The organism is Sulfurimonas xiamenensis (genome assembly GCF_009258045.1).
Lineage (GTDB): Bacteria > Campylobacterota > Campylobacteria > Campylobacterales > Sulfurimonadaceae > Sulfurimonas > Sulfurimonas xiamenensis.
Genome location: NZ_CP041166.1, coordinates 1,030,808 through 1,043,590 on the forward strand (window position 1 = coordinate 1,030,808; position 12,783 = coordinate 1,043,590).

Sequence of the window (12,783 nt, forward strand, 5' to 3'; positions counted from 1 at the left end):
TATAATTTAATGGCAAGGTGGTAAAGTGGAAAAAGAGAATTTAAAATCTCTCTCAAGCAAAATAGTTTTTTCAATCGCCCTTGCATCATTGTTTATCCTTTTAGGTTTTTTTACAGTTTTTGAAAAGATAAATAAAGAAGCTTTTTATCAAATCGAGGGAGAAAAAGCGGAAATAATTGCAAAAACTATAGAGCCGCTTATTGGGATGAATATCTATCTTGATATGAAAGAGAATGTCGAACAAATCACACGCCAACTTTTAGAAAATCCAAATATATTAGCCATAAAAATTCTAGCAAACAATGAAATAATCAGTGAAATGAAGTCTAATGCATATCAAAATAATTTAGATGACTCATTTATAGTTACAAAGAGTATTTTGCAGCCTAACTCTTATAAAGAAGTAGGTCGTCTTACACTTACCTATTCCAATAAAGAGTATAAAGAGTTAGTAGGTGAATTTACAGATATTTTACTTAAACTGCTTTTAGTTTTAACTTTGCTCTTTATCTTATTTGGTATATATATAAAGCGTCTTCTCTCTCCGCTTCGAAAAATTTCTAGATCATTAAAAAATTATTCTCCAAATAAAAATATTAAATTCCCTTATGCATCGCAAAAAAATGAAATTGGATTAATCTCAAACGCTCTCAATGAGATGCAAGAAAAAATTTGCGAATATTCAAAAAAGCAAGAAAACATTAACAATTATCTTGAAGAACAAGTAGAAGAAAAAACAAAAGAGCTTCGTAAACAGCTCTATACAGATACTTTGACAGGATTACCAAATAGATTTAGTCTTGTTAATTGTCTAGCTAGTATAAAAGATGGTGCACTGATTGTTTTAAATATAGATGATTTTAAAGAGATAAATGATTTTTATGGGCATGCGGCAGGTGATGGCATATTAAAAAAACTCTCAAATAGACTTAAAAATATATTTAAAGAAAATGAAACTGTTCAATTAAAATATCTATCCAGTGATGAATTTGCTCTTCTGTTTACACAAAAGCCTCAATTAAAAAATTTTATACAAACTATTGAAAAATTAATTTTTGCTATAGAAAAAATGATTTTTTTATATCAAGAAAATGAGATTAATATTAGAGTAACCATAGGTGCAACCTATGAGATAGACAGAGCACTCGAAAAAGCTGATATAGCTCTAAAATCCGCAAGAAAACAACAAAAATCTTTTTTACTATATGACAAAAAATTAAATATAGAAAAACAGTATAAAAATAATATGGAATGGGTGAAAAAACTTAATAAAGCACTTGAACAAGATAAAATAGTTCCATACTTTCAACCTATTTTTGACAATACTACAAACAAAATCTCCAGCTATGAGTGTTTAATTCGTTTAATTAATAGTGACAATACACCTATTACCCCAGATATATTTTTAACAATTGCTAAAAAAAGCAGACTTTATAAAACACTAACTAAAATTATGATTGAAAAAAGCTGTCAATATTTTGAACATATCGATTCGAATTTTTCAATTAATTTATCTGTAGAAGATATACTCAACAAAGAGATCGTTACTTATATAAAACAAAAGATAAAACAATACAAAGTTGCAGATAAAATTATTTTTGAAATTTTAGAGTCAGAAGGCATAGAAAATTATGAAGAGATATCTATCTTTATAAATGATATGAAAAAACTTGGCTGCAAAATAGCTATAGATGATTTTGGAAGCGGATACTCAAATTTTGAATATCTCCTCAAACTAAATATCGATTATATCAAGATTGACGGCACGCTGATAAAAAATCTTGATAAAGATATCAATGCCCAAATGATTGTTGGAATAATCGTAGAGTTTGCAAAAAGATTAAACATTGTTACCATAGCAGAATATGTCCACAGCAGAGAAGTTTTTGAAAAAGCCAAAGAGCTTAATATAGATCGTATTCAAGGGTTTTTTATAGCCAAACCACAACCAACTATCTCTTCTATCAAAGATAACGCACTATCTCTGATAGAGTCGGATGGGCAAAAATCATTTTAACAAACTCATTGTGTGGAATCTTTTTTTCTATCGCTATAATAAACTCATGAATAATCTCTGTCGCTTCTGCACCGATGATGGAAGCCCCGAGTATCTCACCGTTTTGTGAAGAGCTAATAATTTTTACAAATCCGGAGTCGTCTCCTGATATTTTTGCTTTTGCATTGGCTTTAAAGTAGGCTTTTTTAACCTCTACTTCAATTCCTTGCTCTTTTGCTTCTTGCTCATTTAAACCGCATGAGGCGATTTGCGGATCACAAAAGATGGTAAACGGAGTAACATGACTATTAGTCAAAGAGTCGCCCTTTACACTGTTTTGCGCGGCGATTCTCCCCTCAGTATAAGCAGTGTGAGCAAAACCCGGTGTGTTGATACAGTCACCTGCTGCATAGATATGTTTTTGTGTTGTTTGCAAAGCTTCATTTACCTCCACAAAACCTCTCTTATCACACTTGACCCCAGCCTTCTCAAGCTGCAGTTCTTTGCTGCAGGGTATCCGTCCGATGGCACAGAGCACAAGTTCAGAATTAAGCGTCTTTTCACCCTCAGGTGTTGCGACAAGAAGCTTTGCTCCGCTTTCATCTACTTCAACATTTGAAATTTCAGCAGAGGTCAAAACCTTAATGGAGCGTTTTTTAAAAGCGCGCAAAAGAGCTTTTGAGATCTCCTCGTCCTCACGCGCTAAAAGCCGTGATCCGCGAACTACCATCGTCACATCTACGCCAAAAGCACTAAAAAATGTTGCAAATTCGCACCCTATTGCCCCTCCTCCGACAATTATTATCGATGAAGGCATAGTCTGGAGATTAAAAACATCGCTGCTTGAGATAATACACTTGCCATCAAACGGAAGTTTTGGAACCTGCAGAACTTGCGAGCCTGTAGCTATTATGCACTTTTTAAACGCTACTGTTTCTCCTGAGAGTTCAATATGATTGCTATCTTTAAAGAGTGCTGTACCGTAGAGTATCTCGACTTTGGCTTGGTCAAGCATCCACAACACACCGCTGCGAAGTTCATCTTTAAGAGCTATAGTTTTTTGGACAAGCTGTTTTAAATCCAAACCTTTCTCTTCTAAAGCCAAACCACAACTTTTAAAATATGGGATTTTGGATGTAAATGAGGAACTCTGCAGATAGTTTTTTGTCGGGATACACCCCTCATTTAGACATACTCCGCCTATTTTTTCTTTGCTCTGCTCTATTAAAAGCGTATTAACCCCGCTCTTTGCCAAATAAAGTGCGGCTTCATACCCCGCAGGACCTGCTCCAATAATTACGGTATCTATCTCTTTCATCTTCTCTCCAGATATTCATGCGCCATATAGCTGCTGCGTGTATATGGCGAACTTTTTATATGCTTAAACCCCATCTCAAACCCTTTTTTAGCAAAAAATTCAAACCTTTTGGGCTCTACATACTCCACTACACTTGTATGTTTAAGTGAGGGCGAGAGATACTGCCCAATACTTAGATAACGGCATCCTACACCGAGCAAATCCTTCATAGCTTGAAGTACTTCTTCTTTCTTCTCTCCCAGACCTAGCATAATTGCACTTTTTGTAGCACATGTAGGATTTGATGCAAGAAGCTTTTGCAGCACTCTTAATGAGCGATTATAATCGGCTCCTTTTCTTACATGGTATAGGCGGGGAACGGTCTCTAAATTATGCCCAATAATTTCAGCTCCGCTCATTGCTATTTGCTTCAATGCAGAGTCATTTTCTTGCAGATCTGAGATTAAAAGTTCAACAACAATCGAACTATCCAAAGCTTTAATAGAGCATACTGTTTGACAAAAATGTTCAGCACCTCCGTCACTAAGATCATCTCTCGTTGGAGCAGTGATAACTACATGTTTTAGTCCAAGTTTTGATACAGCCTGAGCTATATTTTCAGGTTCAAGAGGATTGGGAGGCATTGGTTTTGCTCTACTGACGGCACAAAAGCTGCATGCACGAGTGCAGTGTACTCCAAGTATCATAAATGTTGCTACTCTCTGCCCAAAACACTCACTGATATTAGGACACATTGCTTCTTGGCAAATTGTATGAATATCTCCTTCACCAAGCAAAGTTATCATCTCTTTATGGGCGCTTGGAGTAATCTTTTTACGAAGCCACTCGGGCTTAGGAGCTCTTGGCATAAATATTCCACCTTTTTTGTGTGTATTTATTTTGCATAAGTTCTTTAACACTCTGCTTTTCACTCGCACTAAGAGTATCTATCTCAATCTCTGCCTCATATGTTTCACAAAATGTTTCAACTGCTGTCTTTGAGAGCATTTTATATGCTGCAAAAACTCCAAGCTTTTGGAGTGTTGCCGCATCTTTTAGTCCAGATTCTTGCAAAAACAGGGATTCAAATAGTGTTTCATTCAGACTTATCGGTATACTTCCATGCTGAAACATAGTGCTGCGAGTATAGCGCTGAGCATTACCTCCCATTTTTTTACCATCTATTATAATATCATAAGGTTCACGACCAGCCAAACAAATATTTGAGTGCCCACTTTGCAACCCAATTTTGCATGCAAACTCTGCATTTAACCCAAATTTTTTATATAAATTAATCAAAAAAGAACAAAGATAAAAATAATTCTCTTTCACACTTTTATCCTTTAAAAAATTATGCGCAAATATAAGCGAATAGGAGAGATCGTTATCATGAACCAAAATACCGCCGCCGCTTAAACGGCGAACACAGGCAATTTTATTTTTTTCTAGTTTCTCTAAATCAACACTTTGCTCAATTTTAGAAAACCGTCCTGCACTTAAAGCTTTATTCCATCCATAAAAACGAAGAGTCGGGAAATCACTCTCTTTGTGATTTTTCAGCAATACTTCATCCACTGCCATATTCCACTCTGCACTCCCTACTCCGGTATCAATAAATCTCCAGCGTCTATTTTTTAGCATTACTTGTTAATCTTTAGAGCTGTTTGAGAAAATGCTCTGCCATATTATTTAATGTATCCACTTTTGAATAGTCAGCTTCAGGTACTTCAATTCCCAGCTTCTCATTAAGAGCAGTAAGTATCTTTAAAAAATCAAATGAATCAATCTCTAATGAGCGCTGAATATTTTTATTCTCATCGATATCATCTTCTGAAATTTCGGGAGCAATCTCTAAAATCTGCTCGATTATAATTTTTTTTATCTCATCCATGTTCATAGTAACTCCTGTGGTATTTGTAAAATCTGATTTAGTTTATCAAGAAATTTTCCTCCGATACGCCCATCGGTAGCGCGATGGTCTCCCGCAATCGTTGCTTGCAATACCTTGCGGACACTAAGCGTATCACCCTCTGCCCATGGAGCATTCATAATGCGTCCAAATCCCACAAGTGCAACCTGCGGAGGATAAATAACTCCAAAAACACTCTCTGCTCCCAAATCACCGAGATTTGTTATTGTAATAGTCTGCTCCGTAATTTCACTGTTTCTTAGTTTGCCAGAGCGTGTACGCTCAATTAGATTGCTTAATGATTTCATCGTGCCATCAAGATTGAGCTCGTGCGCATTTAAAATTGCAGGGGTTATCAATCCCTCTTTGCGAAGCGCTATTGCAATGCCGGGATTTATCTCTTTGCTAATCTCCAAAGCGTCATTCCTCCAAAAACCGTTAAGCTGAGGCACCTCTTTTAACGCATAAACAACGGCTTGAATTAAAAGAGCCGCAGGAAGAATGCGCTCTTGAATTGCTCTGTTTCTGTTAACTTCTTCAAGCCACTTTAAAGCAGGCGACATATTGATAGAGCTGCTAAGATAGTAGTGTGGTATCTGAGCATTTGAGAGGCTCATGGCTTTTGCAATAGCTTGCCTCATCCCGCTAGCAGGATGTTCACTTTTTTTAGGCACTGTTTCGGACTCTATATCTCTTAAATGAATCTCTTTTTTATCACCCTGCACTTCAGAGAGTTCAACTCCAAGCTCTTTGGCTTTTTTACGCGCAGCGGGAGAGATTTTTATCCTCTGCTTGAATACTTTTTCATCTGTTTTTTTCTCTTCTGGTTCTAAAACTTTCTGAGGAGATTCGTCGATTTTGAACTCCTGAGACTCTTTTTCTTCAACCTCTTGCTCTTTACTTCGAATAACAGCTAAAGGCGTTCCGACGGCACAATCCGTCTCCTCTTTGACAAGAAGTTTTTCGATAACGCCATCTTCAAAAACTTCAATCTCTATGACTCCTTTGCTTGTTTCTACTTCTGCAATAATATCTCCTTTGGAGACACTCTCGCCCTCTTTAACCTTCCACTCCATTAGTACTGCCGACTCCATGTCGGCACCTAAACTCGGCATAACAAATGTACTCATAACTCCTCCATCACTTTTCGCGCCGCTGCGACAATCTTCTCGCTCTGCGGCATTGCAGCTTGTTCAAGATGATTTGCATATGGAAATGGAACCTCCTCTGAACATACGCGAGCCATCGGAGCATCCAGCTCATAAAAAGCCTGCTCATTTATTCGCGCCATGATTTCAGCAGAGATACTGCCCGATTTCCACCCCTCATCCACTATGAGAACTCTATGTGTTTTTTTAACTGAATTTATAATCGTCTCATCATCAAGTGGACGCAAAGAGCGCAAATCTATAACCTCTGCATCTATATCTTCTTTTGATAGCACTTCTGCCGCTTCAAGCGCTTTAAATAGGCTTATACCGTATGTAATAATGCTTATATCTTTGCCTTGTCGATGTGTAAAAGCTTTTCCTATCTCTAATGCTTTTACCTCTGCATCAAATTCCCCCTTCATATTATACAAAAGAGAATTTTCAAAAATTAACACCGGATCAGGATCATCAAGCGCCAAACCTATCATATCGTACGCGTCCTGCACTGTTGCAGGAGTTAAAACTTTAAGTCCCGGAATATGCGCGTACCATCCTTCCAGTGAATGAGAGTGCTGAGCCGCGAGCTGTTTTCCACCACCTGTCGACATACGAATAACAAGAGGAACATTGAACTGTCCGCCCGACATATGAAGCAGGGTTGCAGCATTATTCATAATCTGATCAAGAGCCAAAAGACTAAAATTTACCGTCATAATCTCTACAATAGGTCGCATGCCTCCGAGTGCAGCACCGATTCCGGCTCCCGTAAAAGCAGATTCACAAAGAGGCGTGTCTATAATTCGCTCGGCTCCAAACTCTTCTAAAAGACCTTTGCTAACAGCAAAGCTGCCTCCATACCTGCCGACATCTTCTCCCATTAAAAAAACTCTCTTATCTTTTTTCATTGCTTTATGCATTGCAGCTCTTAAAGCTTCGCGATATGTAGTCATTTCACTCATTGTTCTGCCTCCATTGAGTAAACAAATTTTTCTAAATCTTCAATAGGCTCTAATGTGCCGTTTTGGGCAAATTCAACCGCTTCATTTATGATTGAAGAGACCTCTTTTTCAATATCTTTTATATCTATCTGCTCCAAAGCTTTCATCTTTTTAAGCTCATTTTGAAAATTGAGTATAGGATCTTTTTTCTTCCACTCATTTACCTCTTTTTTATCGCGGTAGAGTTCGGCATCAAACATAGAGTGTCCGCGAAAACGGTATGTGAGACACTCCAGAAAAACAGGAACACCCTCTTTTTTTATTTTTTTAACTGCATCTTTAGCCGCTTTTGCGACATCAAGTACATTCATGCCGTCGACTTGCAACGACTCAATCTTATAGCAAGAGGCTTTTTTTGCAAGATTCGTCTCAGATTCACTCATTTTAAGCTCTGTACCCATTCCGTAGAGATTGTTTTCACAAACAAAAAGTATCGGCAGATTCCACAAAGCCGCCAAATTAAGAGATTCATGGAATTCCCCCTCAGCTACGGCACCATCGCCAAAAAAGCAAACACTCACACGATCCTCTTTTTTCATCTTATCTGCAAGAGCCATACCTACTGCAAGAGGAAGTCCGCCGCCTACAATTGCGCTTCCGCCGTAAAAACGCGTTGCAGCGTCAAAAAGATGCATAGAACCGCCGCGTCCGCGAGAACAACCTTCAACTTTTCCAAGCATTTCAGCCATAATTGCATTTGGTGATACACCGCGCACCAAAGCATGCCCATGTTCACGATAAGTAGCAAATATATTATCATCAGGAGTAAGCGCATCCATAACACCGACTGCTACAGCTTCTTCGCCGATATAAAGATGTAAAAATCCACGAATTTTTTCACTACTGTACAACTCTACACACTTCTCTTCAAATCTTCGTATTAAAAGCATCTGCGTATAGTATTTTTTATAAATTTGCATTTTATTTTCCATAACTCTAATCCTCTAAAGTAGATGTATCACCCTCAGGCAAGCCCATTTCACGAGCTTTTAGTAACCGGCGCATTATTTTTCCGCTTCTTGTTTTTGGAAGATTTTGCTGAAACTCAATCTCTTTTGGCGCTACTGCCGCTCCAAGTTTTTTGCGCCCAAAACCTATTAGTTCTCGTTTTAACTCTTCGCTAGGCTCATACCCCGCTTTAAGCGACACAAAAGCCTTGACTATCTGCCCTATCATTGGGTCAGGTTTTCCGATAACTCCCGCTTCGGCAACGCTTGGATGCTCCATTAAAGCGCTTTCAACCTCAAAAGGTCCAACCATGTGTCCAGAGGTTTTTATGATGTCATCAGAGCGCCCCACAAACCAAAAATAGCCCTTTTCATCCCTATATGCCAAGTCCCCAGAGAGGTACCATCCTCCGACAAAAGATTTCGCATAACGCTCCTCATTATGCAGATAAGAGCGAAACATAGAGGGCCAGCCCGGTTTTAGTGCCAACTCTCCCTCTTTGTTTGGCTCAGTAACTTCACTAGCTTCCCCTTTATCATCTACATGCACTATGGCTGCTTTGATTCCCGGAAGCGGACGCCCCATAGAGCCTGCATAGATAGGCTCAGAGATATAGTTTGCAATCATTATTGCGCCCGTCTCTGTCTGCCACCAATTGTCATGGATGGGAAGTTTAAGTTTCTCTTTGCCCCAAATAACAGCTTCTGGATTTAAAGGCTCGCCGACACTTTGAATCAATCTTAAAGCAGAGATGTCATACTCTTTTAATGGCTCCATATCAAGACGCATTAGGCGTCTTATGGCTGTTGGAGCAGTATACCAGACGCTTACTTTCTCATTTTGCAAAATTGAGTACCATCGTTTTGCATCAAATTCCCCTTCATCAACAACATTTGTCACACCATGAAGCCATGGAGTAATAATTCCGTATGAGGTTCCTGTAACCCATCCGGGGTCCGCTGTACACCAATAGATATCGTCTTTATGCAGGTCAAGTACATATTTACCGCTTATGTAGTGATTGTATATGGCTTTATGTACATGCACTACCCCTTTTGGCATTCCCGTAGTACCGCTTGTGAAGTGCAGAAGCGACATATCTTCCGGATTAGTGTGTGCGATTTCGAACATATCATCAGCTTCATCCATCAAACGATTCCACGAACGCACCTGTTCGTTCTCATCTATATCTGCATCTATTAATATGACTGTTTTAAGATCAGGAAGTTCTTTTAAGAGAGGAAGTACTTTCTTTTTAAAAAGTGTTTTTGTTGTAAGCAGTGCTTTTGCATCGCCTCTTTGAAGTCTTTGAAGTATGGGTTCTGGTCCAAACTGGGAAAAGAGAGGACACATAACGCTTTGGTTTTTAAGTATCCCTATAGAAGCGATATATAACTCTGGAAGACGAGTTGAGAGTGTAAAAACACGATCGCCTTTTGCGATGCCCAAGCTTTTTAAAACATTGGCAAACTTTGCGCTTTGTTCTTTCATCTGTGCAAAAGTGAATTTACGCCTTTGCCCATCTTCTCCCAACCATATCAATGCACTTTTTTGAGCCAGCAAACCATTTGCATGACGGTCAATTGCTTCATGAGCAATATTTAATCCACCTGAAGGCAATCCTTCAAATTCTAAAGCAACTCTATCCCACTCAAAAAATTTATACTCTTTTTCATAATCTGTTAAATTAGGTGAAATTAAAAAATCTGTTTTATTTTTTTCAATTTTATGTTCTTTCATTTTATAGCCTCCGAAAAATAACTCTCTAATACTATTAACAATTTCACACTTTTTTAATCGATACTTGATTAATTGTACCAAAAAATATCTCTAAAAGTTTAAATTTTTATTTTTTTTTATTTTATCTCTCTTTAGTGCTAACAGATGTTATAATTTTAACAGCTTTATTTATTAAAAGCATAAGGGGTATTTATGAATTTAAAAAAAATCACATCTTTGACTATGCTTTTAACAATGTTGATTATGAGTTATACTGGTATCATTCTATTTATAGCGCCAGAAGGTAGAGTTGCTCGCTGGATTGACTGGAGTTTTTTAGGACTTACGAAAACAGAAGCTGGGGAAGTTCACTCAACTTTTATGATACTTTTTGTTCTAGCGACAATTTTACATATTTATTACAACTTAAAACCTATAGTAAGTTATTTAAAAAATAGCGCAAGGGAGTTGATTGTTTTTACAAAAGAGATGGTAGTTGCAACTCTTTTGACTATTGTTTTTTTAGTAGGAACGCTTACCTCTACAACTCCATTTGATAATTTTTTAGAACTAAAAGAAGTAGCAAAAGAATACTGGAAAAATATTTATGGAGAGCCGCCATACGGTAGAGCTGAACTCTCTTCATTAAAAACATTTATAAGAAAAAATCAGTTAAATGAAAAAAATTCTCTAAATGCACTTAAAACAAATAATATCAAGTTTGAAAACAGTAATGAAAAGCTTACGGATATCGCAAAAGCAAATAGTGTCAGTCCGCAAAAATTATATGAAATAATGCAAACTGATTTTTAAAAAACCACAACCGGCAGCTTTTTTTATAGACTATTTATCTGTTTTTTTTAAAAAAAACAACGCCCAAAGCCGGAAGTGTGATAAGAAGTCTGTTTGTTCGTCCATGCTGCTCTTTTGCTTCGGTTTTTAGCGGCTTCGTATTTGTTGCCCCCCAACCTTCAAACTCTTTTGACTGAGAGTTGAAAATCTCTGTATAGACTCCTCTTTTTGGGACACCTATGGGATAGTTTTCCCTTAAACAGTCGGAAAAATTACAAACAACAATAATTGGTTCATCCTTTTTATCACCTTTTCGGATAAAAGAGATAACATTTGATTTATAATCCCTTTCATCTATCCACTCAAAGCCATGGCTGTCTGTATCAAACTTATAAAGAGAGGGCTCCTCTTTGTAGAGTCTGTTTAGCTCTTTGACGAGATTTTGCACCCCTTTGTGATTTGGATACTCCAAAACATTCCAATCAAGACTCTGTTTGTAATTCCATTCCGAAAATTGTGCTATTTCACATCCCATGAAAAGTAGCTTTTTGCCCGGATGCGCAGTCATAAAAGCATAAAGCGCTCTTAAATTTGCAAATTTTTGGTTGTAGTCTCCCGCCATTTTATTGATAAGCGAGCCTTTCATATGCACAACTTCATCGTGGCTAAGCGGCAGTATGTAGTTCTCATTGTACATATAAACAAAGCTGAATGTAAGTTCATGATGATGGTGCTTACGCACAACAGGATCATTTTTCATATATTTAAGAGTGTCATGCATCCAGCCCATATTCCATTTAAATCCAAAACCAAGACCGCCAAGATCCACCGGAGCACTTACCATAGGATATGCAGTTGACTCCTCGGCGAACATCATAATATCATCAAAAGCACCGTAAACAAAACTATTAAGATCTTTTAAAAATTTAATGGCGCCGAGATTTTCATTTCCGCCAAACTCATTTGGTATCCAATCACCCTCTTCTCTTGCATAATCAAGATACAACATCGAAGAGACCGCATCAACACGAATGCCGTCTATGTGATACTTCTCTAACCAGAACATCGCCGAGCTTATAAGAAAGGATCTTACTTCATCTTTGTCATAATTAAATATCGCACTTCCCCACTGCGGATGATATCCTTTGCGCGGATCTTTGTGCTCATACAAACAAGTTCCGTCAAAATTCATAAGTCCATGCCCGTCCATCACAAAATGAGAAGGCACCCAGTCCAAAATCACACCGATGCCAGCTTGATGCATAATATCGACAAACTCCATAAGCTCATCGGGATTGCCATATCTTGCAGTCGGAGCAAAATATCCATTGACCTGATATCCCCAAGAGCCCTCAAACGGATATTCGGTTATGGGAAGCAGTTCTACATGTGTAAATTGCATCTCAAGCAGGTATTTTGAGAGTTTATGTGCAGCTTGGGTATATGTTAAAAATGAACCATCTTCTGCCTTTTTCCATGAGCCTAAGTGAACTTCATAAACGGATATTGGCGCATGGTGGGAGTTGTGTTTTTTACGCGAGTGCATCCATGATTTATCTCTCCATTTATAGAAGTTGAGTGACCAGATCTTTGATGCCGAGGCGGGAGCTTTTTCGGCATAAAACGCAAAAGGGTCAGCCTTGAGCGGATTTGGATTATGCTCTTTTGTATAGATGTGATATTTGTAGGTTATACCTGCTTCCACGCCCTCGATAAACCCCTCCCAAATTCCAGAATCGTCATCTCTTTTTTTGAGATGATGTGAATTTGGATCATAGTTGTTAAAATCGCCTCTTACGGAGACAGCCTCTGCATTTGGAGCCCAAAGCGCAAAATAGGTGCCGTGATTGCCCTCTCTATGCATTAAATGTGCTCCAAAGTGGTTATAAAGTTTTGTATGCTTTCCCTCTCTAAAAAGATAAACATCATACTCACTAAACCTGCTTACATCGTAAAAAACACTCATTTTATAG

The 12,783-nt window shown here is 37.9% G+C and carries 11 protein-coding genes; 2 read left to right on the forward strand and 9 right to left on the reverse strand.

Going from position 1 to position 12,783, the window contains the following annotated elements; all coding sequences use genetic code 11:
* Positions 1–25: 25 nt before the first annotated feature.
* Positions 26–2,017 carry an EAL domain-containing protein gene (locus tag FJR47_RS05265; protein WP_152299403.1) on the forward strand — a complete coding sequence of 664 codons (1,992 nt, stop codon included), beginning with the start codon at positions 26–28 and terminating at the stop codon, positions 2,015–2,017.
* Here the strand turns inward: FJR47_RS05265 and lpdA are convergent.
* The 8 genes from lpdA to acsA are packed head-to-tail and all read right to left on the reverse strand — an operon-like array spanning position 1,965 to position 10,039.
* A complete protein-coding gene (gene lpdA, locus FJR47_RS05270; protein WP_152299404.1) occupies positions 1,965–3,314 on the reverse strand; it encodes a dihydrolipoyl dehydrogenase in 1,350 nt (449 codons plus the stop codon). The genes FJR47_RS05265 and lpdA overlap by 53 nt on opposite strands.
* Positions 3,311–4,162 carry a lipoyl synthase gene (lipA, locus tag FJR47_RS05275; protein WP_152299405.1) on the reverse strand — a complete coding sequence of 284 codons (852 nt, stop codon included), beginning with the start codon at positions 4,160–4,162 and terminating at the stop codon, positions 3,311–3,313. The genes lpdA and lipA overlap by 4 nt, the downstream gene beginning before the upstream one ends.
* Positions 4,146–4,934: a lipoate--protein ligase family protein gene (locus FJR47_RS05280; RefSeq protein ID WP_152299406.1), complete on the reverse strand. Its 789-nt coding sequence runs from the start codon at positions 4,932–4,934 to the stop codon at positions 4,146–4,148. Before FJR47_RS05280 ends, lipA begins: the two co-directional genes overlap by 17 nt.
* 13 nt (positions 4,935–4,947) lie before the next feature.
* Positions 4,948–5,190, reverse strand: coding sequence for an acyl carrier protein (locus FJR47_RS05285; protein WP_152299407.1), 243 nt, complete (start codon positions 5,188–5,190; stop codon positions 4,948–4,950).
* Entirely contained in the window at positions 5,187–6,332 is a 1,146-nt protein-coding gene (locus FJR47_RS05290) for a dihydrolipoamide acetyltransferase family protein (protein WP_152299408.1), read from the reverse strand. The genes FJR47_RS05285 and FJR47_RS05290 overlap by 4 nt, the downstream gene beginning before the upstream one ends.
* Complete coding sequence (locus tag FJR47_RS05295) at positions 6,329–7,312, reverse strand: alpha-ketoacid dehydrogenase subunit beta (RefSeq protein ID WP_152299409.1); 984 nt, start codon at positions 7,310–7,312, stop codon at positions 6,329–6,331. The genes FJR47_RS05290 and FJR47_RS05295 overlap by 4 nt, the downstream gene beginning before the upstream one ends.
* Positions 7,309–8,283, reverse strand: a complete 975-nt coding sequence (pdhA, locus tag FJR47_RS05300; protein WP_152299410.1) for a pyruvate dehydrogenase (acetyl-transferring) E1 component subunit alpha — start codon at positions 8,281–8,283, stop codon at positions 7,309–7,311. Before pdhA ends, FJR47_RS05295 begins: the two co-directional genes overlap by 4 nt.
* A gap of 4 nt (positions 8,284–8,287) precedes the next feature.
* The gene (gene acsA / locus FJR47_RS05305) at positions 8,288–10,039 is read right to left on the reverse strand and encodes an acetate--CoA ligase (RefSeq protein WP_152299411.1); all 1,752 of its coding nucleotides are present in this window, start codon (positions 10,037–10,039) and stop codon (positions 8,288–8,290) included.
* Between the two features lie 192 nt (positions 10,040–10,231).
* Here acsA and FJR47_RS05310 point away from each other — a divergent pair, with 192 nt between their 5' ends.
* The gene (locus FJR47_RS05310; protein ID WP_152299412.1) at positions 10,232–10,831 is read left to right on the forward strand and encodes a DUF4405 domain-containing protein; all 600 of its coding nucleotides are present in this window, start codon (positions 10,232–10,234) and stop codon (positions 10,829–10,831) included.
* Positions 10,832–10,865: 34 nt separating this feature from the next.
* Here the strand turns inward: FJR47_RS05310 and glgB are convergent, their stop codons facing one another.
* Positions 10,866–12,776: a 1,4-alpha-glucan branching protein GlgB gene (gene glgB, locus FJR47_RS05315; protein WP_152299413.1), complete on the reverse strand. Its 1,911-nt coding sequence runs from the start codon at positions 12,774–12,776 to the stop codon at positions 10,866–10,868.
* Positions 12,777–12,783 lie beyond the last annotated feature (7 nt).